Origin of the sequence: Micromonospora sp. L32, from assembly GCF_052068055.1 — a bacterium.
Taxonomy (GTDB): Bacteria; Actinomycetota; Actinomycetes; order Mycobacteriales; family Micromonosporaceae; genus Micromonospora; species Micromonospora purpureochromogenes.
Genome location: NZ_JBQHDD010000006.1, coordinates 91,626 through 113,071, shown reverse-complemented (window position 1 = coordinate 113,071; position 21,446 = coordinate 91,626). Strand labels below are relative to the sequence as shown.

Sequence of the window (21,446 nt, the reverse complement as noted above, 5' to 3'; positions counted from 1 at the left end):
CGGTCCCACAGGAGAACGGATGAGCAAGCAGAGCAGCGCGTCCACCACGTCCGCCGAGGCTTCTCGGGGCGGGCTGTCCCGGCGACGGGCCATCACCCTCGCCGGGGTCGGGGTCGCCGGGGTGGCCGGCGTCGCCGCCGGTGCGGGCGCGCTGCTCCGCGACGCCGACCAGGCGGTGGCCGGCGACGTGGCGGCCGGCGCGGTGCCGTTCCACGGCGAGCACCAGGCCGGCATCACCACCCCTGCGCAGGACCGGCTGCACTTCGTCGCGTTCGACGTGATCACCAAGGACCGGGCCCGGCTGGTGGCGCTGCTCCAGGAGTGGACGGCCGCCGCCGCCCGGATGACCGCCGGCCGGGACGCCGGGGTGATCGGCGCGGTCGACGGCATGCCGGAGGCCCCGCCGGACGACACCGGTGAGGCGCTCGGTCTGCCGCCGTCGCAGCTCACCCTCACCATCGGCTTCGGCCCGTCGCTGTTCCGGGACGCGCAGGGCCGGGACCGGTTCGGTATCGCCGATCGCCGCCCCGCCGCCCTGGCCGACCTGCCGCACTTCGCCGGGGACGCGCTGCGCCCGGAGATCTCCGGTGGCGACCTCTGCATGCAGGCCTGTGCCAACGACCCGCAGGTGGCGGTGCACGCCATCCGCAACCTGGCCCGGATCGGCATGGGCGTGGTCAGCGTCCGTTGGTCGCAGCTGGGCTTCGGGCGTACCTCGTCGACCTCGCGGGGCCAGGCGACGCCGCGCAACCTCTTCGGCTTCAAGGACGGCACCGCCAACCTCAAGGCGGAGGACGCCGCGCTGCTGCGCGAGCAGCTCTGGGCCCAGCCCGGTGACGGGCCGGACTGGATGACCGGCGGGTCGTACCTGGTCACCCGGAAGATCCGGATGCAGGTCGAGACCTGGGACCGCACCTCGCTGGTCGAGCAGGAGCAGATCGTCGGGCGGACCAAGGGCGTCGGCGCGCCGCTGGGCCGCCGCGACGAGTTCGACGAGCCCGACTTCGACGCCAAGGGCGACGACGGGGAGCCGGTGATCGCCGAGGTCGCGCACGTGCGGCTCGCCCACCCGAGCCGCAACAACGGCGCCCGGCTGCTGCGCCGGGGCTACAACTTCGTGGACGGGTCCGACGGGCTGGGTCGCCTCGACGCCGGACTCTTCTTCATCGCGTACCAGCGGGACCCGCGCAAGCAGTTCGTGCCGATCCAGACCCAGCTCGCCCGCAACGACGTGATGAACGAGTACCTGCGGCACGTCTCCAGCGCGCTCTTCGCCTGCCCGCCCGGCGTCCGGGACGCCGCCGACTGGTGGGGCCGCTCGCTCTTCAGCTGACCGTCCCGCCGCCGCCGTCCGGTCGAGCGTGCCATCGTGCCCGCAGCCGGTCCGACGGGCGTCAGGACGGGGGCACCGGCGGGCTCGACGCGGGGCGGGGGGCCGGGACCGCGGGCCGGAGGCCGGCCGTGGTGGCGTTTGCGGTCGCCCCGACGGGTACGGCAGGGGTGGCCGGGGCCGGTGACAGTTCCGGCCAGAGGCTGGCGGTGAGCGTGCGGGCCCGCCGCAGCCGCAGCGCCCCACGGCGGTTGCGTTCGGCCAGCACGGCGGCCAGCAGCAGCGGCTCCGGTACGCGGGCCGGCGGTGGCGGCGCCGTCACCGCGGCCACCTCGCTCCACAGTGCCCGCGCCAGCAGGGTCCGCGACGGCTCGGCGAACCGGTGCGCCCGGGTCAGGTACTGCCGCACGGCCAGGGCCAGCGGGTCGTCCAGCCGGGTCAGGTCCAGGCGGACCGCCCAGCCGGTCAGCGGCGGGATGATCATCGGTGCCGGCAGCCAGGGCTGCTGGGTGCGGGTGTGCACCACCATCGTGCCGGCCACCAGGTCGCCCAGCCGCCGGCCGCGCCGGTCGGTGAGCATCACCGCCACGCCGGCGACCCAGCTCAGCAGCGGCAGCACCAGACCGGGCCACTCCACCGCGACCCCGACCAGCGCCCGGCTCAGCGACTGCCGTACCCCGACCGGGCCGCCGTCGGCGCTGACCACCCGCAGCCCCACGGCCAGCTTGCCCGGGGTGCGGCCGTGGTTGAAACGTTCGAAGAGCACCGGGTAGCCGACCAGCAGCAGCACCAGCAGGACGGTCGCCAGCGCGTTCAGCAGGGCGCCGTCCACGCCGGGCAGGGCGTTCAGCGACAGGCCCGCCAGCGCCATCGCGAGCAGCACCACCAGGACCAGCTGGACCGCGACGTCCAGCAACAGCGCCAGCACCCGGGAGCCAAGCCGGGCCGCCCGCACGTCCAACTGGACGGCCTCGCCGCTGACCAGGCCGGCGTCGGCGCCCGTCGGGGAACGGTCGGCCGCGCCGGTCGCGGCGGGCACCGGTGGTTGCGCTCTCACCCGCACAGTGAACACTATGAGCGCCGGACGGGGGAGGACGAGTGGATCTCGACGCGTACGTCGCCGAGCACCAACACGAGTGGCGGCGGCTGGAACAGCTCTGCGACCGGCGTCGGCTGGACGCCGACGAGGTCGACGAGCTGGTGGCGCTCTACCAGCGCGCCGCGACCCACCTGTCCGCGCTGCGCAGCCGCTCACCCGACCCGGGTCTGGTCAGCCGGCTCTCCCAGCTGGTGCTGCGCGCCCGGGCCCGGGTGACCGGGCGGCGCGGCGCGTCCTGGTCCGCGGTGGCCCGGTTCGTCACCGTCGGCTTCCCGGGCGCCGTCTACCGCGCCTGGCCGTGGTGGTGCGCGGTGGCGACCGGGTTCAGCCTGCTCAGCGGCTTCCTCATCTGGTACGTCGCCGGTCACCCGGAAACCGCTGCGGCGTTCATCGGCCCGCAGGCGGCGGCCGAGCTGGTCGAGTCGGGCTTCGCCGGCTACTACACCGAGTTCTCCGCGCCGACCTTCGCCTTCCACCTGTGGACCCACAACGCCTGGGTAGCCGCCCAGTGCCTGGCGTCCGGCGTGCTGGTGGTGCCGGTGTTCTACCTGCTCTGGCAGAACGCGCTCAACGTCGGCGTGGTCGGCGGCGTGATGGTCTCCTACGGCCGGGCCGACGTCTTCTTCGGACTGATCACCCCGCACGGCCTGCTGGAGCTGACCGGGGTCTTCGTCGCCGCCGGGGTGGGCCTGCGGACCGCGTGGGCGTGGATCTCGCCGCCGGCGCACCTGAGCCGGGGCCGGGCCGTCGCCGAGGCGGGCCGCTCGGCGATCCTGGTCGCCGTCGGCCTGGTCGGGCTCTTCGCGGTCTCCGCGCTGCTGGAGGCATTCGTCACCCCGGCGCCGGTGCCGATCGCGCTGCGCGTGGCGCTCGGGGCCATGGTCTGGCTGGGCTTCCTCGGGTACGTGGTGATCCTCGGCCGTCGAGCGGTCGCCGCCGAGCGCACCGACCCCTGGCTGGCCGAACTCTGGCCCTCCACCGACCCGGCCCGCGCCTGGCACCGACCGACCCCGACCGCCGACCCCGCTGGTCGCTGACCTGACCCACGCCACCCGGACCGCCGGGAGCGCCGGGTGGGTCAGAGTTGGCCGAGGGCCTTGAGGCGGAGGTAGGTGTCGGCGACCGTGGGGGCGAGGCGGTCCGCCGGGGCGTCCACGACGGTCACGCCGTACCGGGCGAGGGCGGCGCGCACCCGGTCCCGCTCGGCCAGCGCCCGCCAGCCCGCCGCCGCCGCGTAGGCGTCCTCGGGCCGGGTGGGCGCGGCGGTGGTCAGCCGGGTGAGTACCGGGTCGTGCACGGCGGCCACCACCACCCGGTGCCGGGCGGCCAGCCGGGGCAGCACCGGCAGCAGGCCCTCGCCCAGCGCGCCGGCCTCCAGCGCGGTGAAGAGCACCACCAGGCTACGCTGCCGCTCCCGACGGAGGATCTCCCCGACGATCAGCTCGAAGTCCGTCTCCACCAGCGCCGGTTGCAGCGGCGCCAGCGTGGTCACCAGCTTGCCGAGCAGGGCGGGGCGTCCGCTGCCGGTGACCGTGGCCCGGATCGCGGCGTCCGCGGCGATCAGGTCGACCCGGTCGCCGGCCCGGGCGGCGAGCGCGGTGAGCAGCAGCGCCGCGTCGATCGCGGTGTCCAGCCGGGGCTCGTCGCCGACGCGTACCGCCGAGGTGCGGCCGGTGTCCAGCACGCAGACCAGCCGGCGGTCCCGCTCCGGCCGCCAGGTGCGGACCAGCACGTCGGCCCGCCGGGCGCTGGCCCGCCAGTCGATCGAGCGGACGTCGTCGCCGACCACGTACTCGCGCAGGGTGTCGAACTCGGTGCCCTGCCCGCGTCCCCGGGTGACCTGCATGCCGTCGATCACCCGCAGCCGGGAGAGCTTCTCCGGCAGGTGCCGCCGGGAGTCGAAGCGCGGCAGCACCCGCAGGGTCCAGGCCGGGGTGACCGGCCGCCCGGCGCGCTGCCGGAAGGCCAGCCCCAGCGGGCCCAGCGAGCGCACCGCCAGGGCCACCGCGGGCCGGTCGCCGCGCCGGTTCGGGGTGAGCCGGCTGGGCAGCAGCGCGTCGCCGCCCGCCGGTACCGGCACGACCCGCTCCGGTGGCACGTCCGGCCGGGCCCCCGCCGAGGGCACCCAGGCGTCGCGGACCTGGGCCCGCAGCGTACGGCCGGAGGTGTTGGTCAGGCGCAGCGCGACGGTGGCGTTGCCGCCGAGCCGGACGGTCCGGTCGCCCTCCCGGGTGGCGGTGACCGCGTGCAGTGGCGCGGCCAGCGCCCAGTCCAGGGCGCAGAGCAGCAGCACCGCGCCGGTCATCGCGACGACCCCGAGGAACGGGTCCGGCCACACCGGCAGGGTCAGCGCGCCCCCCAGCAGCAGGACGGCCGCCCGCCAGGTCATCGCGGCGTCGGCACGGTGGCGAGCACCGTGTCCAGCACCGCGTCCACGCCGACGCCCTCCAGTTCCACCTCCGGGCGCAGCCGCAGCCGGTGCCGCAGCGTCGGTCGGGCGGTGGCCTTGACGTCGTCCGGGGTGACGTGGTCGCGCCCGGCCAGCCAGGCCCACGCCTTCGCCGTGTTGAGCAGGGCCGTCGCGCCCCGGGGCGAGGCGCCCAGCTCCAGCGCCGGGGTGGCCCGGGTGGCCCGGCACAGGTCCACGATGTAGCCGAGGACGGCCTCGGCCACGTACACCCGGCCGACCGACTCCCGGGCGGCGGCCAGGTCGGCGGCGGTGGCGACCGGTCGTACGCCGGCGGCGGCCAGGTCCCGCGGGTCGAAGCCGGCGTGGTGGGCCCGCAGCACGCCCAGTTCCTCGTCCCGGGTGGGCAGCGGCACGGTGAGCTTGAGCAGGAACCGGTCCAGCTGCGCCTCCGGCAGCGGGTACGTGCCCTCGTACTCGATGGGGTTCTGGGTGGCGGCGACGATGAACGGGTCGGGCAGCGGCCGGCGGGCGCCCTCGACGGAGACCTGCCGCTCCTCCATGACCTCCAGCAGCGCCGACTGGGTCTTCGGCGGGGTCCGGTTGATCTCGTCGGCGAGCAGCAGGTTGGTGAAGACCGGCCCCTCCCGGAAGGTGAACGCGGCGGTGTGCGGGTCGAAGATCAGCGACCCGGTGACGTCGCCCGGCATCAGGTCCGGGGTGAACTGCACCCGCTTGGAATCCAGGTCCAGCGCCGCGGCGACCGTCCGGATCAGCAGCGTCTTGGCCACTCCCGGTACGCCCTCCAGCAGCACGTGCCCCCGGCAGAGCAGCGCGATCACCAGCCCGGTGACCACGGCGTCCTGCCCGACGACCGCCTTGGCCACCTCGGCGCGCAGCCGGTGCAGGGCGGCACGGGCGTCGTCCGCGCCGGCGGTCGCGGTCGCGGCGGATGCGACGGGGTGGGTCACCGGAGGTCTCCTTCGGTCGGGTGGTCGGGGGGTGCCGCGACCGTACGGGTCACCCGGTCCAGCGACCGGGCCAGTGCCAGCAGTTCGGCGTCGGAGGACGGCTCCCCGCCGTACAGCAGCTCGTGCGCCTCGTCGGTGGTGCCGCCGGTCCGCGCGGCGACCAGCGCGGCCACCTCCGCGGGCGGGGTGGTGGCGGGCAGGTTGAGCCGGGCGGCGAGCCGGTCGAGCGCGGCGGCGCGCAGCGTGTCGGCGGCCGGGCCACGGGCGCGGGCGCGCTGGTAGAGCCGCGCCCGGCCGAGGACCGTCTCGGCGGAGCGCACCCGCACCGGCAGCGGCTCGGCGACCGGCGGGCCGAGCCGGCGGGCCCGCCAGAGCACCACCAGCAGCGCGGCCAGCGCGAGCTGCACCAGCAGCGCCCAGAACCAGGCGGGGAACGCCGCCCAGAGCGGGTTCTGCCGGTCCGGCGGTTGGCCCTGCCCCTGGTCCTGCTCGTCGCCGGCGGACGGGTCGTCGCCCTCCGACGGGTCGCCGGAGTCGCCGGAGTCGCCCGGGTAGCCGTCGCCGGGCCGCTCGCCGTTGCCGTCACCGCTGCCGTAGGTGGTCGAGCCGCCGGGGGTGGGCGACCAGGCGGGTTCGCCGCTGCTGCCGGTGCCGAAGTGCGGGGGCGGGGCGGGTCCGTCCAGGTCGAGCCAGACCACCCGGCCATGGCCGCCGAGCAGCCCGGTGGCCAGCGCCTGGTTGCCCCACTCGCCGATCCGGTCGTTGCGGAACGGGTCGCCGGCGCCGATCACCACCACGTCGGCCGCCCAGGGCAGGTGCACCAGTCCGCCGGAGTAACAGGTGCGCAGGGTGTTGGCGAAGCCGGCGGGCGGGGCGTACCGCTGGAGCTGGGCGGCGGCGGTGCCGGCCCGGGCGGCCTCGGGCAGCGGGCAGGGCACCCCGTCGGCGTCCGGGGCGACGGCCCGGGTGGCCCAGCGCCGGTCGGCCCGTACCACCGGCAGGTCCACCGACTCCAGCACCCGCAGGGACGGGTCGACCAGGACCAGCCGGCGGCCGGCCGGCAGGTCGCCCAGCGCGCCGACGGTGTCCGGGTGCAGCAGCTCCGGCGCCGGTACGAAGAGCGTCGCCGGCCCGGTGTCGAGCGCCAGCAGGGCCCGCAGGGTGTCCGTCTCCCGCTGCACGGTGACGCCCTGCCCGCGCAGCGCCTCGGCCAGCCGGCTGCCGCCGTCGTCGTCGGTCGCCACCGGGGAGAGGTAGCCCCGCTCGGTGTTGTCCGGCTGGTCGACCGCGTGGGTGACCACGGTGATCGTGAGCAGCGCGGCGGCCAGCGCGAACGGGATCACCAGCCGGTGCCAGCGGCGTCGCCGCCGGGGCGGGGGCGGGGCGGTCGAGGGGGCGGCCGGCGGTGCGGCGGTGGCGGTCATCGCGGCTCCTCCGGACCGCCGGCCAGCACCCGGTCCAGTTCGTCGGCGAGCTCCCGCATCCGCCGGTCGTGCTCGGCGGAGGCGGTACGCCGGGCGTACCAGAGCTCGGAGAAGATCGTGCTCGCAGCGCGGAGCGTCGGGTCGACCGGGGGCCGGTTGCGGGCCGCCGCCTCGGTCAGCTCGGTGACGGTCATGCCGGGGCGCTGCTCGACCGCCCCGGTGGCGACCAGCCGGCGGACCATGCCGCGCAGCCGTTCCCGTACCGCCTCGGCGAAGCGGCCCTCGGCGGCCAGCCGGTCGGCCAGGGAGAGCGCCGGCCCGGGGGTCGGTGCCGCGTCGCCCGCCCGGGGCCGGGGCAGCTCCGGGGTCTCGGCGGCGGGCCGGGTCCGGCGGCGCCGCCGCCAGCGGGGCAGCCGGAAGCGGAGTCGGGGCAGCCGGAGCCGGGGCAGCCGGAGCCGGGGCAGCCGGAAGCGGAATCGGGGCAGCCGGAGGCGGCGTCGGCGGAGCCGGAGCCGGGGCAGTCGGCGCGGCACCCACGCCGGCCAGTGGTACCAGGCCAGCGCGGCCAACCCGGCGGCCAGCAGGAGCAGCAGCGCCGCCAGCGGCAGCGGCAGCAGGTCGCCGAGCGCGGCCGTGGCCTCGGTCCACCAGCGGCTGAAGCTCATCGATCAGCCGCCAACAGGACGGGCTCGGCGAGGCCGGTCGGGGAGCGGGCGAGCCGGATGTCGAGGCCCTCGGTGCGCATCCGGTTGTCCAGGTGGATCACCGCGTCCAGGCAGGCCAGCGCCGGGTAGGCGACGGTGTTCACGCCGGCCCAGACCGTGATGGCGGCGACCTGGGCCAGGGCCGGGTCCCCGAGATCGATCAGGTCGAGGGAGTCGAGCCCGGTGAGGACGCCCAGGCCGAGGCCGATCCGGAGGATCCACCAGCCGAGGTAGCCGAGCAGTCGGACGGCGCCCGCCTGCCCGCCGCCGCGCACGGCGAGCCGTGCCGCGCGGCCGACCGCCCGCTCCACCGGTACCCGGTCCACCGCCAGGGCGGCCGCGACGGAGCCGAACAGGGCGTACGCGACGAACCAGAGGGGGCCCATCAGGCCGGCGAGCATCATCACCAGGCCGACCAGGAGCGCGAGGAGCAGGGTGGCGCCGTAGCGGGCACCCCGGGGGCGGAGCAGTTCGCGTACGCCGGCGCGGCGGCCGAGCAGCGCGGCGCCGGCGGCCCGGGCGGCCGGGTTGCCGAGCAGCGTGACGATCACCGCCTCGCTCGCCGCGCCCACCGCCAGCAGGAACCACAGCGGGGCGAGCCCGTCGACGCCCAGCAGCCAGCTCGGCGGCTCGACGCCGGCGGCCAGCCGCAGGGGGTGGAGCAGGAGCTGCTCGCCGACGGCGAACAGGGCGCCCAGCGGGAGCAACAGCCGGCCCTGGGTACGCAGCAGCAGCACGGCCGAGTCGAGCAGCTCGCCGACGGTGAGCGGGCGCCTCGGGAGCACGGCGGTCGGGCCGACGTCGGGCACGCGTACTCCTGCTCCTGACGGGTCTCGGTGGCGGGCGGCGGGGCACCCGGGGGATCATGGTGACACGGCCCGTCCGATCGGGTGGACCCGCACGCCGCGTGGCCCTCGCGGATGACCTTCGGCGGCGGTCTTCCGCGTGGGACGTGCGGTGACAGCACCCACGGCAGTACCGTGCCGGGTGACGCCGATCCCACCGAACTGAACGGGGATGGAAACATAAATCCCATGAGAGCCCGGGTACTGGTGGTCGACGACGACCCCGCGCTCGCCGAGATGCTCGGCATCGTCCTGCGCAGCGAGGGCTTCCTGCCCTCGTTCGTCGCCGACGGGGAACGGGCGTTGGCCGCGTTCCGGGACAATCGACCCGACATCGTGCTGCTCGACCTGATGTTGCCCGGTATGAGCGGTATCGACGTGGCCCGGGCGATCCGGACCGAATCCGGCGTGCCGATCGTGATGTTGACCGCCAAGAGCGACACCGTCGACGTGGTCCTCGGCCTGGAGTCCGGCGCCGACGACTACGTGGTCAAGCCGTTCAAGCCCAAGGAGCTGGTCGCCCGGATGCGGGCCCGGCTGCGGCGCGGCGAGGACGTCGCCCCGGAGATGTTGACGATCGGGCCGCCCAGCAACCAGATCACCATCGACGTGCCGGCGCACACGGTCAGCCGGGACGGCGAGGAGGTGAAGCTGACGCCGCTGGAGTTCGACCTGCTGGTCGCGCTCGCCCGCAAGCCGCGCCAGGTCTTCACCCGCGAGGTGTTGCTGGAGCAGGTCTGGGGCTACCGGCACGCGGCCGACACCCGGCTGGTGAACGTGCACGTGCAGCGGCTGCGCGCCAAGATCGAGCCGGATCCGGAGCGCCCGGAAATCATCCTCACCGTTCGGGGCGTGGGCTACAAGGCGGGTACCGGATAGCCTGGTCGCACCGTGACCAGCTCCCCGACCCCCCACTCCCGCACCCCCGCCGGCTGGCGACCCGCCGCGCGGGTGCTCTGCCGTGCCCTGGTGGCTCAGGGCCTCGGCCTGCACCAGACCTGGCGCCGGTCGTTGCAGGTGCGGGTGGTCACCATCACGCTGGTGGCCTCCAGCCTGCTGGTCGGCGGCTTCGCCTACCTGATCGCCGACAAGATCACCAACATCCTGGTGGAGAACGCCCAGACCGACGTGCTGCTGCGGCTGCGCAGCGGCAGCGACTACTCGGCGAAGCAGTTCAACCTCTACAGCCAGCCGCAGGAGGCCCAGCTCCAGGACACCATCGAGGGCACGGTCAACTACCTGGCCGGCGGCGACCCGCAGCAGACCAGCGGGGTGGTCGTGGCGATCACCGCCGACAGCTACGCGGGGATCATCGAGACCCGGACCTCCCCGGCGACCGACGTCCGGCCGCTGATCAGCCGGGAGCTGCGGGCCGCCGTCGCGGACGGCAAGGTCGCCCACCAGGTCCGCACCGGCCGGCTCGGCGGCGCGCGGACCAAGTACCTGGTGTACGGCTCGCCGGTGCCGACCCGCTTCGGCCAGTTGGAGCTCTACTACCTGGTGCCGCTGACCCGGCAGGACGCCACCGCCGCCGACGCCCGGGCCACCGTGCTCGCCACCGGGGTGGCCCTGGTGCTGCTGCTCGGGCTGCTCGCCGCCCTGGTCACCCGCCTGGTGGTGACCCCGGTCCGGGTGGCCGCCCGCACCGCCCAGCGACTCTCCGCCGGCCTGCTCGACCAACGGATGGTGGTCAACGGCGAGGACGACCTGGCCCTGCTGGCCGCCTCGTTCAACCAGATGGCGACCAACCTGCAACGGCAGATCCTCCGGCTGGAGGAGATGTCCCGGTTGCAGCGCCGGTTCACCTCGGACGTGTCGCACGAGCTGCGTACCCCGCTCACCACCGTCCGGATGGCCGCCGACCTGATCTTCGCCGAGCGCGACGAGTTCGACCCGGCCGTCGCCCGCAGCGCCGAGCTGCTCCAGGCCGAGCTGGACCGGTTCGAGGAGCTGCTCACCGACCTGCTGGAGATCAGCCGCTTCGACGCCGGCTTCGCCATGCTCGACGCCGAACCGACCGACCTGGTGCCGGTGGTGCACCGGGTCGCCGACCGGCTGGCCGGCCTGGCCGAGCGGGTCGGCGTACCGATCCACCTCGACGTGCCGACCACGCCGGTCATCGCCGAGGTCGACCCCCGCCGGGTCGAGCGGGTGCTGCGCAACCTGGTCGGCAACGCGGTCGAGCACGGCGAGGCGAAGCCGGTGCTGATCACCCTCGGCATGGACGAGACCGCCGTCGCGATCACCGTGCGCGACCACGGCGTCGGGCTCAAGCCGGGGGAGGAGAAGCTGGTCTTCAACCGCTTCTGGCGGGCCGACCCGTCCCGCGCCCGACAGACCGGCGGGACGGGCCTGGGCCTGTCGATCAGCCTGGAGGACGCCCGGCTGCACGGTGGCTGGCTGGAGGCGTGGGGCGCGCCCGGGCAGGGCGCACAGTTCCGGCTCACCCTGCCGGCCCGCGCCGGGGACCGGCTCACCACGTCGCCGCTGCGGCTGGTGCCGGCCGACGCCGCGTTGCCGTTCGGCGGTCCCCGGCCCGGCGAGCTGCTGGCGATCGGCCCCGCCGGCGAGGGCGCGCTGGCCATCGGGCCGGCCCCGGCCGCCGACGACGACCGGGCGGAGGTGCACTCGTGAGCGTGAGGGCGCCGCGCGGGCGGACGCTGGCCGGGGCGCTCTGCGCCGCGCTGCTGGCCGTGGCCGGCTGCGGCATCCCGGAGAACACCGAGGTGCAGGTGGACGGGTCCGGGCCGGCGGTGGAGGCGGGCGCGTCCAGCTTCCGCCGCAGCGAGCCGCCCGCCCGGGCGGCCGCCGGCACCGACCGGGAGACCTTCGTCCGCAACTTCCTCTCCGCCGCGGCGGGCGAGCCGGACCGGGCGTACGCGCGGGTCAAGCAGTTCATCGCGCCGGAGAACAAGAGCCGCCTCCAGGAGAAGCAGGGCAGCGAGGTCGCGGTCAACGTGGTCCGGCTGACCGAGGACCCGGTGATCACCGAGAACGCCAACGGGCTGTTCTCCGTGCTCCTGCGGGTGCAGCAGATCGGCGTGCTGCGGTCCAACGGCGTCCTGGCTCCCCCGGTGGCGACCGAGCGGGAGTACCGGTTCACCCTGCGCGGCGCCGTCTCGCCGGGGCAGCAGGGCACCGAGGAGGCCGGCCTCTTCGTCACCGACCCGCCGCACGTGCTGCTGCTCAGCGAGCGGGCGCTGCGGGAGTACTACCAGACCAGCGCGGTCTACTTCTGGAACTCCGACCAGACCCGCCTGGTCGCCGACCAGCGTTACCTGCCGCTGGCGGTGCCGGACGAACGCCGGGTCAGCGAGGTGGTCAAGTGGCTGCTCGCCGGCCCGTCGGAGTGGCTGCGCCCGGCTGCCCGGCCCCTGCCGGACCGCACCGCGCTGATCAACAACGCGATCGAGACGGACGGCCGCTGGGAGGTCACCCTCGAACTGCCGGGTGACGACAACCGCGAGCTGGGCAGGATCGGCATCCAACTCGCCTGGTCGCTGCCGGAGCTGGACGGCCAACTCCAGCTCACCACCCGCAACCAGTCCCGGGTGGCGATCGCGGACCTCAAGCAGCACCGCCTGGCGCACCCGCTCTACCCGATCGACGACACCCCGCAGCGGTTCACCGTCTACGACGGCACGGTCCACGCGCTGAGTTTCCCGGGCGAGGCCAGCGGGGTGGTGCCGCTCGTGCCGGCCGTCAACCGCAACGTCGTCTCGGCCGGGATCAGCCGGGTCGACGACAGGATCTTCGCCGCCCTGGTGGTCGGCGCCCCGGGCGGCCGGCAGCGGCTGGCTGTCGGATCCGGCACCGACCCGGTGCAGGTCGTCCACCGGGGCACCCAGACGTTCGGCGCGATCGGGCGGCCGGTGTGGCTGCGCTCGCTCGACCCCGGCCAGCCGTACGGGCTGATGGTCGCGGACGGCCAGCTCTACCGCTTCGACGACCGGGCCCGGACGGTCCCGGTGCCGTTGACCGCCGCCGGCCGGGTGACGGCGGTGGCCGGCTCGCTGGACGGGCACCGGCTCGCCCTGGTGATCGGCGGTCGGCTCCACCTGGCGGCGGTGAACCTGGCCGGCGGCCTGGTCTCGGTCGGCCCGGCCCGCGCGGTGGCCACCTCGCTGCGCGACCTGTCCGCGGTCGACTGGGCGGCGGAGAACACCCTGGTCGTGGCCGGTACGGCGGACCGTTCGGCGGTCTACTACGTGAGCACCGACGGCGCGCTGGAGACCACGCTGGTGGCCGACGTGGGCGCCCGGGTGACGCACCTGGCCGCGTACCCGACGAACCCGGTGGTGCCGCTGCCCAGCGCGCTGATCATGTACGAGGCGAACGGGGTCGCCTACCGCTATCCCTCGCCGGACACCATCCGGCGCGACCAGGTGCTGGAGGTGGCGCCGCCACCGGCCGGCGTCCGCCCGGGCAGCCCGACCGCCCCCTTCTTCCTGTACTGAGGGCGTCGTGCGGGCGGTCGGCGGGCTCTGGGCGGACCTGACCGACCTGGTGCTGCCGAGCGGGTGCGCGGGCTGCCGACGGACCGGTTCGGCGAGCCGGCGGGGGTTCTGCCCGGCCTGCGCCGACGCGCTCCAGGCGTTGCGTCCCGCCCCGGTACGCCCCACCCCCGCCCCGCCCGACCTGCCGCCCTGCCACGCCCTCGGCCCGTACGCCGGGCCGTTGCGGGAGGCGCTGCTGACGTACAAGGAACGGGGTCGGCACGGCCTGGCCGGGCCGTTGGGCGCGCTGCTGGCCGAGGTGGTGGCCGAGGCGGTGGGCCCGGCAAGGCCGGTGCTGCTGGTGCCGGTGCCGGACACCGCGGCGGCGGCCCGGTCCCGCTACGGCGACCACCTGGGTCGGTTGGCCCGGCACGCGGCCCGGCGGCTGCGCGGGGCGGGGTGGGACGTGCGGACGGCCCGGCCGCTGCGGGCGCTGCCCCGGCCCGACTCGGTGGCGCTGGACAGCGCCGGGCGGGCGGCCGCGGCGGCGTCGGCTTTCCGGGGTCGCGCGGGCCGGGGCGGGCGCGAAGCCGGCGGTCGGAGCGTGGTGGTGCTCGACGACATCCTCACCACCGGGGCGACCCTGGCCGCGGTGGCCCGCACATTGCGGGGCCTGGGAATAACGCCAAACGTCGCGGCGGTGCTCGCCGCAACGCAAAAACGACGCCATTGGTGACGCTTCGTGTTCCCGTTTCACCCCATGGTGTATGAGGTGTGAAATCCCTGAGCGTTCTCGACAACTGGGGGTGACTGCCGGCCGAACAGGAGTTAGCGTTTTCCTGTCGGGGGTAGGAGGTTTCAAACCCACCCCCGGCGGTGGAAGGAGGCGTAGCCGTACCTGACCGGTCGACGCCACAGGGATGCTCCCAGGGTCGGTCGACCGGATTGAAGATCAGACGACCATCCGAAAAAGGGAGGTCACGTGGACATCGTGGTCAAGGGCCGAAACGTCGAAGTGCCGGACCATTACCGGGTGCACGTAGCTGAGAAACTCGCGAAAATCGAACGCTACGACCACAAGCTCATCCGAGTCGACGTGGAGTTGTTCCACGAACGCAATCCCCGCCAGTCCGACACCTGCCAACGCGTGGAGATCACCTGTGTCTCCCGGGGGCCGGTGATCCGGGCGGAGGCCTGCACGAGCGACTTCTACAGCGCGCTCGACGCGGCGATCGCCAAGCTGGACACCCGACTGCGCCGGGCGGCCGACCGCCGCCGCGTGCACCGGGGCCGGCACGCGCCGCTCTCCGTCGCCGCCGCCACCGCCGATCTACCGGTGGCCGAGCTGGCCGCGCCGTCCGGCGCTACGGCCACCGCGGTGGCCGAACGGGTCGAGGAGGAGCCCGCCGACGAGTACGACGACCAGCCCTGGCACATCGCCCGGGCCAAGGTGCACCCCGCCGAGCCGATGACCGTGGACGACGCCCTGTTCCAGATGGAACTGGTGGGGCACGACTTCTACCTGTTCCACGACAAGGAAACCGGCCGGCCGAGCGTCGTCTACCGGCGGCACGCGTACGACTACGGCATCATCTCGCTCGACATCTGACCCCTGCCCACCCCTCGCAGCCGGTCACGGGGCCGGGTGGTTCGCCCATCCCGGCTCCGGTGGCCGGCGCGTTCAGCGCGGGTCGTCGGCGAGCAGTGCGTAGAGCACCGCGTCCGCCCGGAGCCCGTCCCGGCCGGGGAGCCGACCCCGCATCAGCCCCTCCCGCCGGAACCCGGCCCGCTCCAGCACCCGCTGGGAATCGAGGTTGTCCGGCGCGGTACCGGCCCAGAGTCGGGTGAGGCCGACCGGCCCGAAGGCCCAGTCGGCGAGGAGACGTACCGCCCGGGTGGCCAGCCCCCGGCCGCGCGCCGCGGGCAGCAGGCTGTAGCCGAGCATCGCCTGGCCGGTGGCCGGCTCGTCGTAGCTCATCGCGCAGCCGCCGGCCAGTTCCCCGGTGCGCGCGTCGCAGAGCGCGAAGTCGGCCGAGCTGCCGACCAGCCATTCGCTCTCCGCGACGGCGCAGCGCCGCGCCATCGCCGCCCGGGTCGGCGGGACCTGCCGTACCCGGTTCGCCACCACCTCGGGCAGCGTGTGCAGTCGGTACAGCGCGTCGGTGTCCGCGGGGGTCAGCCGGCGCAGCGTCAGCACGCCGTCGGTGAGCCGGCCGTCGGGCAGGTCCGGCAGCGCGCGGGGCGTCGGGCCGTCCGGGTCGTCGGCGAGGCGTACCCAGGCCCACAGGTCGTGTCGCCCGCCGCCGCGCGTCGGGTTCGCGGCCCGGCGGACCCCCTCGTACCGGAAGCCGGCGGCGAGCGCCACCCGCATGCTCGCCGCGTTCTCCTCGTGGGTGAGCAGCTCCAGCCGGGCGATGCCGGCGGCGAAGGCGTGCCCGGCCAGCGCGCGGGTGGCGGCGGTGGCCACGCCCCGGCCGCGGGCCCACGGCGCCACCCAGTAGCCGATCTCCGCCTGGCCCCGCGCCGGGACCGGCTGACTCAGCCCGACCCCGCCGAGCAGCCGGTCGGAGGCGGGGTCGGCGATCGCGTACGCGGCGCCGCCGGTGGCCCAGGCGGCCGGCGCGCCCTCGGTGATCCACCACCGGGCGCTCTGCTCGGTGTACGGGTCGGGCATGCCGGAGATGAACCGTCGGGTGAGCGGGTCGGCGCAGGCGGTGGCGGTGTCCGCGACGTCGTCGAGCCGGAACGGGCGCAGCCGGATGCCGTGGGACTCGACGATCTCGGGGGTCACGAGGTCAGGTCCTCGGCGAGCAGCGCGGCCACCCAGGCGTCGCCCCGTTCGCCCCGGTGCTGCAACCCGCCCCGGGCGGTGCCCTCGACGGTGAACCCGGCCTTCTCGGCGACCCGCCGGGAGGCGGTGTTGCCGACGTGTGCCTTCCACTCGATCCGGGCCAGGCCCAGCGTGGTGAAGCCCCAGGCGGTCAGCGCGGCGAGCGCGGCCGGCATCCAGCCGCGGCCCCGGGCGTGCGGGGCGGTCATGAAGCCCACGTCGGCCAGGAGCGGGTCGGCGGGGCTCAGACGCAGGTCGATGGTGCCGGCGTAGGCGTCGTCGGCGTCGGCGATCACGAAGCAGGCGCTGGCACCGCGCGCCCAGTTGGTCCGGCAGTGGTCGAGGAACTCCTCGGCGTCGTTCCGCTGGTAGGGATGCGGCACGGTGGTCCACCGGATCGTGTCGGGATCCTGGCAGGTTGTCGCGATCGCATCCAAGTCGCGTTCCTCCATCGGGCGCAGCCGCAGCTCGGTGTCGCCGGTCGTGGCGAAGAGGACGGGCTGCGGCCGACCGAAGACGGCGGCCCGGCGGGCGTCGAGGGTGTCCGGGCCGGCCGGGCCGGGTTCGCCCGGCGCGGGCACCTCGCCGGGCAGCAGCGAGCCGATCCAGCCCGCCGTCCGACCGCCCTCGGCCGGGTGGGCCAGCCGCAGCTCGCCGGAGACCTGGAAGCCGGCGCGCAGCGCGACCAGCCGGGAGTAGTGGTTGCCGACCTCGGCCTGCCAGACCAGCCGGCGCAGCTTCAGCGCGTCGAACGCCCAGCGGGCGACCGCCCGGGTGGCCCGCACGGTGACGCCCCGCCCGCGCGCCCAGGGCGCGGTCCAGTAGCCGATCTCGGCCGAGTCCAGGGCCCGGTCGATCGAGACGAGGCCGCAGGAGCCGAGCAGCTCGCCGGTGCCGGCGTCGCAGACCGCGAACGGCGCGCCGGTGCCCTCGGCCCAGGCCGTCGGGGCGATGCCGGTGACGAACCCGTGGGCGTGTTCCGGCAGGTACGGGCGCGGTACGGTGGTCCAGCGCTGGATGTCCGGGTCCTGGCAGGCGCGATGCACGGCGTCCGCGTCGGCGGCCTGCCAGGGGCGCAGCAGCAGGCCGTCCTCGATGATCTCCACAGGCTCCATCCGAGCCATCGTGCCGGATCGTTCGCGGTGGGCGTAACCGGATAACCGCCGGTGGCGGCACTGCCTGCGCGATATGTCGGGTTCGCCGGGCCGGACCGCCGCCACCAGTGACCATCGCGCCGATGGAGCGCCTACGATGGTTCGAGACTGTCTAGGGGAGCGTTGATCCGTGTCGATTCTGGAAAAGGTCCTCCGCGCCGGCGAGGGCCGTATGGTGCGTCGGCTCAAGGCCATCGCCGCCGCCGTCAACTCGATCGAGGACGACTACGTCAACCTCAGCGACGACGAGCTGCGCGGCCTGACGGAGCAGTACAGGGAGCGGCTCGCCGACGGTGAGACCCTCGACGACCTGCTGCCGGAGGCGTTCGCCACGGTTCGCGAGGCGGCTGCCCGGGTGCTCGGCCAGCGCCCGTACGACGTCCAGGTGATGGGCGGCGCGGCGCTGCACTTCGGCAACATCGCCGAGATGAAGACCGGTGAGGGCAAGACCCTGACCTCGGTCATGGCGGTCTACCTCAACGCCCTGTCCGGCAAGGGCGTGCACGTGGTCACGGTCAACGACTACCTGGCCCAGCGCGACGCCGCCTGGATGGGCCGGGTGCACGAGTTCCTCGGCCTGACCGTCGGCGTGGTCCTGCCCAACCGGCCGGCCGCCGAGCACCGCGCCGCGTACGAGTGCGACATCACCTACGGCACGAACAACGAGTTCGGCTTCGACTACCTGCGCGACAACATGGCCTGGTCGCGCGACGAGCTGGTCCAGCGCGGCCACAACTTCGCCGTGGTCGACGAGGTCGACTCGATCCTCATCGACGAGGCCCGGACGCCGCTGATCATCTCCGGCCCGGCCGAGCACTCCGCCCGCTGGTACTCCGAGTTCGCGGGCGTGGTGGCCCGGCTGCAGCCCGGCACCGACGGCGAGGGCGACTACGAGGTCGACTACGCCAAGCGCACCATCGCGGTCACCGAGCGCGGTGTGGCCAAGGTCGAGGACCGGCTCGGCATCGACAACCTTTACGAGTCGGTGAACACCCCGCTGGTCGGCTACCTCAACAACGCGATCAAGGCCAAGGAGCTCTACAAGCGCGACAAGGACTACATCGTCAGCGACGGCGAGGTCCTGATCGTCGACGAGTTCACCGGCCGCATCCTGCACGGCCGTCGCTACAACGAGGGCATGCACCAGGCGATCGAGGCCAAGGAGGGGGTGGAGATCAAGCAGGAGAACCAGACCCTGGCCACCATCACCCTCCAGAACTACTTCCGCCTCTACGAGAAGCTCTCCGGCATGACCGGTACCGCCCAGACCGAGGCGGGCGAGTTCAACAAGGTCTACAAGGTCGGCGTCGTGACCATCCCGACGCACCGGCCGATGGTCCGGATCGACCGCGCCGACGTCATCTACAAGACCGAGCGGGCCAAGTTCAACGCGGTCATCGAGGACATCGCCGAGCGGCACGAGAAGGGCCAGCCGGTGCTGGTCGGCACCGTCTCGGTGGAGAACTCGGAGATCCTGTCCCAGCTGCTGCGCCGCCGCGGCATCCCGCACTCGGTGCTGAACGCCAAGTTCCACGCCCGCGAGGCGGAGATCGTCGCCCAGGCCGGCCGGAAGGGCGCGGTCACCGTCGCCACCAACATGGCCGGCCGTGGCACGGACATCCTGCTCGGCGGCAACCCCGAGTTCCTCGCCGCCAGCGAGCTGCGCCAGCGCGGCCTCGACCCGCTGGAGAACGACGAGGAGTACGCCAAGGCGATGGAGGAGGTCCTCCCCACCTGGAAGCAGGCCTGCGAAACGGAGGCCGAGGAGGTCGCCGACGCCGGTGGCCTCTACGTGCTGGGCACCGAGCGGCACGAGTCCCGCCGGATCGACAACCAGCTGCGCGGTCGGGCCGGCCGGCAGGGCGACCCGGGCGAGTCCCGCTTCTACCTGTCGCTGCAGGACGAGCTGATGAAGCGCTTCCGCGCGGGTGCGGTCGAGGCGGTGATGGAGCGCTTCAACATCCCCGAGGACGTGCCGATCGAGTCGAAGATGGTCACCCGCCAGATCAAGAGCGCCCAGGCGCAGATCGAGGGCCAGAACGCCGAGATCCGCAAGAACGTCCTCAAGTACGACGAGGTGCTCAACAAGCAGCGCCAGGTGATCTACGCCGAGCGGCTGCGCGTGCTCAACGGTGAGGACCTCTCCGACCAGGTCCGCAACATGATCGACGACACGGTCACCGCGTACGTCACCGGCGCCACCAGCGAGGGCTACGCCGAGGACTGGGACCTGGAGCAGCTCTGGTCCAGCCTCAAGCAGCTCTACCCGGTCGGCATCACCATCGAGGAGATGGAGGAGGAGGCCGGCGGCAGTCGGGCCAGCATCGACGCCGACTTCCTGCTGGCCCGCCTCAAGGAGGACGCGCACGCCGCGTACGACCGGCGTGAGGAGCAGCTCGGCGAGGAGGCGGTACGCCAGCTGGAGCGGATGGTGCTGCTCCAGGTCATCGACCGCAAGTGGCGCGAGCACCTCTACGAGATGGACTACCTCCAGGAGGGCATCAGCCTCCGGGCGTACGCCCAGCGCGACCCGGTCATCGAGTACCAGCGCGAGGGCTTCGACATGTTCGCCACCATGATGGACGGCATCAAGGAGGAGACGGTCGGCTTCCTCTACAACCTGGAGGTGCAGGTCCAGGAGCAGGAGCCGGAGGCCGAGGAGGTCCAGCTGCTGGAGAAGCCGGTCGAGATCCGGGCCAAGGGTCTCAACCGCGCGCCGCAGCAGCAGGGCCTGCAGTACTCCGCGCCCACCATCGACGGTGAGGCCGGCCAGGGTGCGGTGGCCGTGGAGCGGCCCGAGCAGCAGGCGCCCGCCCTGGGTGTCGGGCGTTCGGAGACGCCGGCCCGTCCGGCGGCGCCGGGGGCGTCCGGCGCGCCGCGTCGTCCGGCGGCCACCGGGGCGAGCGGTCAGGCCGTCGCGGCCAGCACCGCCCGGCGCGGGTCGGTGCCGGCGGAGCGTGCCGAGGGCGGCAACGGCCCGTCCCGCAACGCGCCCTGCCCGTGCGGCTCCGGCCGCAAGTACAAGCGCTGCCACGGCGCGCCCAACGGCGGCGCCTGATCCTGACGCGGGGCCCCGCCCCGCCGAGTCGGTACGGCGAGAGCCGCAGTCCTTCGGGGCTGCGGCTCTCGCCGTCCTGCCGCGCGTCCGTCGGATCCTCGGTGACAACGGGCGAGGTGGTCAGAGCACCTGGAGGGCGGTGCAGAGCCAGCCGCCCCGGCGGTGTTCGAGGCGGACCGCCAGCGCCCAGGTGCGGCCGGCGCCGGCGAGCACCGCGGCGGCCTCGACGGCCGCCGACCGTGGCTCGCACACCCGGAGCCGGCGCAGGTGCACCACCGGCCGGCTCGACCGACGGCGGTGCGGGCCGGTGTGGGCCGACGCCCGGGCCAGCTGCTCGGTGACCTCGGCGGCCCGTCCGGGCTCCACCAGGGACCGGAGCTGCCCGGGCGGGCGGTAGCCGTTGAGGATCTCCAGGAAGGTGGCGACGAACCGCTGGGCGGCGCGGCCGGCCTCGGGCGTGGCCGTGGCGAGTGCGCCGGGCGGCGGGCCGGAGCGGGGCCGGGGCGGCCCCGGGCGGGAGTCGTGCCGCCGGCCGGGCGGGCGGCCGGCGGGCTGGTGCGCGGCACCGAAGAGGTCGAGGGCGAGCTGGCCGCTGGGGCGGGGCCAGAGATCCGGCGACTCGTCGACGTAGGGCGGGTCGCTGACCGGGGCCGGGCGTAGCCGGACCGGGGGCCGGGAGGGGCCGGGACGGCGGGAGTCGACCATGGTGCTCACCTCTGATCCTTGCGTTTGCGTTCGTTTGCCTCCGGTACGCTTCGATACTCGGGTACAACAGTATTCGCCGTCAATGGCGTTCGGCGTCGGGACGGCTACTCGGTGTCGCGGTCGGTGAGCGGGTTGCCGCGTACCCACTCGGCAGTTTCGGCGTACTTGCGCTGGATGTACTCCTCCAGCTGGGCGCGCTCGACGCGCCACTGGCCGCGCCCACCGATCTTGATCGCGGGCAGCTCTCCGCTGCGCACCATGTGGTAGACCTGCGAGTCCGACACGTTCAACTCGGTGGCCACGTCGGAGAGCAGGAGAAACCTCGGCTCCACGGATAACCCCCGGTGTTGGCGTCGTTTGCTTCAGTTTGCCACCGCCGGCCGGACCCGCCCAGCACCCACCCGGCCGGCGCTGCGGTGCGGCAACTTCCACCGGGCCGGTGCGGGGTGTATGACGGTCTCGGCGTACGGCATGATCGGCGCC

At 74.5% G+C, this 21,446-nt stretch carries 18 protein-coding genes; 8 read left to right on the top strand and 10 right to left on the bottom strand.

Features of this window, described 5'->3' with window-relative positions; all coding sequences use genetic code 11:
• The first annotated feature begins 19 nt into the window (after nt 1-19).
• Nucleotides 20-1,333, top strand: coding sequence for an iron uptake transporter deferrochelatase/peroxidase subunit (efeB, locus tag ACTMTB_RS17895; protein WP_441147020.1), 1,314 nt, complete (start codon nt 20-22; stop codon nt 1,331-1,333).
• Between the two features lie 61 nt (nt 1,334-1,394).
• On the opposite strand, the gene ACTMTB_RS17890 is transcribed toward efeB, so the two are convergent.
• Nucleotides 1,395-2,387: an RDD family protein gene (locus ACTMTB_RS17890; protein ID WP_441147018.1), complete on the bottom strand. Its 993-nt coding sequence runs from the start codon at nt 2,385-2,387 to the stop codon at nt 1,395-1,397.
• A 41-nt stretch (nt 2,388-2,428) separates the two neighbouring features.
• Here ACTMTB_RS17890 and ACTMTB_RS17885 point away from each other — a divergent pair, with 41 nt between their 5' ends.
• On the top strand, nt 2,429-3,466 hold the full coding sequence (locus ACTMTB_RS17885) for a stage II sporulation protein M (protein WP_441147016.1): 1,038 nt from the start codon (nt 2,429-2,431) through the stop codon (nt 3,464-3,466).
• A 41-nt stretch (nt 3,467-3,507) separates the two neighbouring features.
• On the opposite strand, the gene ACTMTB_RS17880 is transcribed toward ACTMTB_RS17885, so the two are convergent.
• From ACTMTB_RS17880 to ACTMTB_RS17860, 5 genes are read right to left on the bottom strand one after another with little or no spacing between them, the layout of a single operon-like run.
• Nucleotides 3,508-4,818, bottom strand: a complete 1,311-nt coding sequence (locus tag ACTMTB_RS17880) for a DUF58 domain-containing protein (RefSeq protein WP_441147014.1) — start codon at nt 4,816-4,818, stop codon at nt 3,508-3,510.
• Nucleotides 4,815-5,744: an AAA family ATPase gene (locus ACTMTB_RS17875; RefSeq protein ID WP_441147617.1), complete on the bottom strand. Its 930-nt coding sequence runs from the start codon at nt 5,742-5,744 to the stop codon at nt 4,815-4,817. Before ACTMTB_RS17875 ends, ACTMTB_RS17880 begins: the two co-directional genes overlap by 4 nt.
• 59 nt (nt 5,745-5,803) lie before the next feature.
• Nucleotides 5,804-7,231, bottom strand: coding sequence for a DUF4350 domain-containing protein (locus tag ACTMTB_RS17870; protein ID WP_441147012.1), 1,428 nt, complete (start codon nt 7,229-7,231; stop codon nt 5,804-5,806).
• Nucleotides 7,228-7,896: a DUF4129 domain-containing protein gene (locus ACTMTB_RS17865; protein WP_441147010.1), complete on the bottom strand. Its 669-nt coding sequence runs from the start codon at nt 7,894-7,896 to the stop codon at nt 7,228-7,230. The genes ACTMTB_RS17870 and ACTMTB_RS17865 overlap by 4 nt, the downstream gene beginning before the upstream one ends.
• Nucleotides 7,893-8,744, bottom strand: a complete 852-nt coding sequence (locus ACTMTB_RS17860) for a hypothetical protein (RefSeq protein WP_441147008.1) — start codon at nt 8,742-8,744, stop codon at nt 7,893-7,895. The genes ACTMTB_RS17865 and ACTMTB_RS17860 overlap by 4 nt, the downstream gene beginning before the upstream one ends.
• A gap of 225 nt (nt 8,745-8,969) precedes the next feature.
• Between ACTMTB_RS17860 and mtrA the strand changes: the two genes are divergently transcribed.
• From mtrA to hpf, 5 genes are all read left to right on the top strand, one after another.
• Nucleotides 8,970-9,659, top strand: coding sequence for an MtrAB system response regulator MtrA (gene mtrA, locus ACTMTB_RS17855; RefSeq protein WP_441147006.1), 690 nt, complete (start codon nt 8,970-8,972; stop codon nt 9,657-9,659).
• A gap of 90 nt (nt 9,660-9,749) precedes the next feature.
• Complete coding sequence (gene mtrB, locus ACTMTB_RS17850; protein ID WP_441147616.1) at nt 9,750-11,414, top strand: MtrAB system histidine kinase MtrB; 1,665 nt, start codon at nt 9,750-9,752, stop codon at nt 11,412-11,414.
• Nucleotides 11,411-13,237 carry an LpqB family beta-propeller domain-containing protein gene (locus tag ACTMTB_RS17845; RefSeq protein ID WP_441147004.1) on the top strand — a complete coding sequence of 609 codons (1,827 nt, stop codon included), beginning with the start codon at nt 11,411-11,413 and terminating at the stop codon, nt 13,235-13,237. Before mtrB ends, ACTMTB_RS17845 begins: the two co-directional genes overlap by 4 nt.
• A gap of 7 nt (nt 13,238-13,244) precedes the next feature.
• Nucleotides 13,245-13,952: a ComF family protein gene (locus ACTMTB_RS17840; protein WP_441147002.1), complete on the top strand. Its 708-nt coding sequence runs from the start codon at nt 13,245-13,247 to the stop codon at nt 13,950-13,952.
• 246 nt (nt 13,953-14,198) lie between these two features.
• Entirely contained in the window at nt 14,199-14,825 is a 627-nt protein-coding gene (gene hpf, locus ACTMTB_RS17835) for a ribosome hibernation-promoting factor, HPF/YfiA family (protein WP_441147000.1), read from the top strand.
• 72 nt (nt 14,826-14,897) lie between these two features.
• On the opposite strand, the gene ACTMTB_RS17830 is transcribed toward hpf, so the two are convergent.
• Together ACTMTB_RS17830 and ACTMTB_RS17825 are read right to left on the bottom strand one after the other, a co-directional pair.
• Nucleotides 14,898-16,007, bottom strand: coding sequence for a GNAT family N-acetyltransferase (locus ACTMTB_RS17830; protein WP_441146998.1), 1,110 nt, complete (start codon nt 16,005-16,007; stop codon nt 14,898-14,900).
• Nucleotides 16,004-17,161, bottom strand: a complete 1,158-nt coding sequence (locus tag ACTMTB_RS17825; RefSeq protein ID WP_441146996.1) for a GNAT family N-acetyltransferase — start codon at nt 17,159-17,161, stop codon at nt 16,004-16,006. The genes ACTMTB_RS17830 and ACTMTB_RS17825 overlap by 4 nt, the downstream gene beginning before the upstream one ends.
• A gap of 169 nt (nt 17,162-17,330) precedes the next feature.
• On the opposite strand from ACTMTB_RS17825, the gene secA reads away from it, so the two are divergent.
• Entirely contained in the window at nt 17,331-20,258 is a 2,928-nt protein-coding gene (secA, locus tag ACTMTB_RS17820; protein ID WP_441146994.1) for a preprotein translocase subunit SecA, read from the top strand.
• Nucleotides 20,259-20,378: 120 nt separating this feature from the next.
• On the opposite strand, the gene ACTMTB_RS17815 is transcribed toward secA, so the two are convergent.
• Together ACTMTB_RS17815 and ACTMTB_RS17810 are read right to left on the bottom strand one after the other, a co-directional pair.
• Nucleotides 20,379-20,963, bottom strand: a complete 585-nt coding sequence (locus ACTMTB_RS17815; RefSeq protein WP_441147615.1) for an Rv3235 family protein — start codon at nt 20,961-20,963, stop codon at nt 20,379-20,381.
• A 104-nt stretch (nt 20,964-21,067) separates the two neighbouring features.
• Nucleotides 21,068-21,295 (bottom strand): helix-turn-helix transcriptional regulator, encoded by a 228-nt coding sequence (locus ACTMTB_RS17810; protein ID WP_377604200.1) that lies wholly within the window; start codon nt 21,293-21,295, stop codon nt 21,068-21,070.
• Nucleotides 21,296-21,446 lie beyond the last annotated feature (151 nt).

Bases quoted from the DNA above. Each gene is read 5' to 3' on its own strand.
- efeB (WP_441147020.1), top strand. From the start codon at position 20: ATGAGCAAGCAGAGCAGCGCGTCCACCACGTCCGCCGAGGCTTCTCGG.
- ACTMTB_RS17880 (WP_441147014.1), bottom strand. From the start codon at position 4,818: ATGACCTGGCGGGCGGCCGTCCTGCTGCTGGGGGGCGCGCTGACCCTG.
- ACTMTB_RS17870 (WP_441147012.1), bottom strand. From the start codon at position 7,231: ATGACCGCCACCGCCGCACCGCCGGCCGCCCCCTCGACCGCCCCGCCC.
- ACTMTB_RS17865 (WP_441147010.1), bottom strand. From the start codon at position 7,896: ATGAGCTTCAGCCGCTGGTGGACCGAGGCCACGGCCGCGCTCGGCGAC.
- mtrA (WP_441147006.1), top strand. From the start codon at position 8,970: ATGAGAGCCCGGGTACTGGTGGTCGACGACGACCCCGCGCTCGCCGAG.
- ACTMTB_RS17825 (WP_441146996.1), bottom strand. From the start codon at position 17,161: ATGGAGCCTGTGGAGATCATCGAGGACGGCCTGCTGCTGCGCCCCTGG.
- ACTMTB_RS17815 (WP_441147615.1), bottom strand. From the start codon at position 20,963: ATGGTCGACTCCCGCCGTCCCGGCCCCTCCCGGCCCCCGGTCCGGCTA.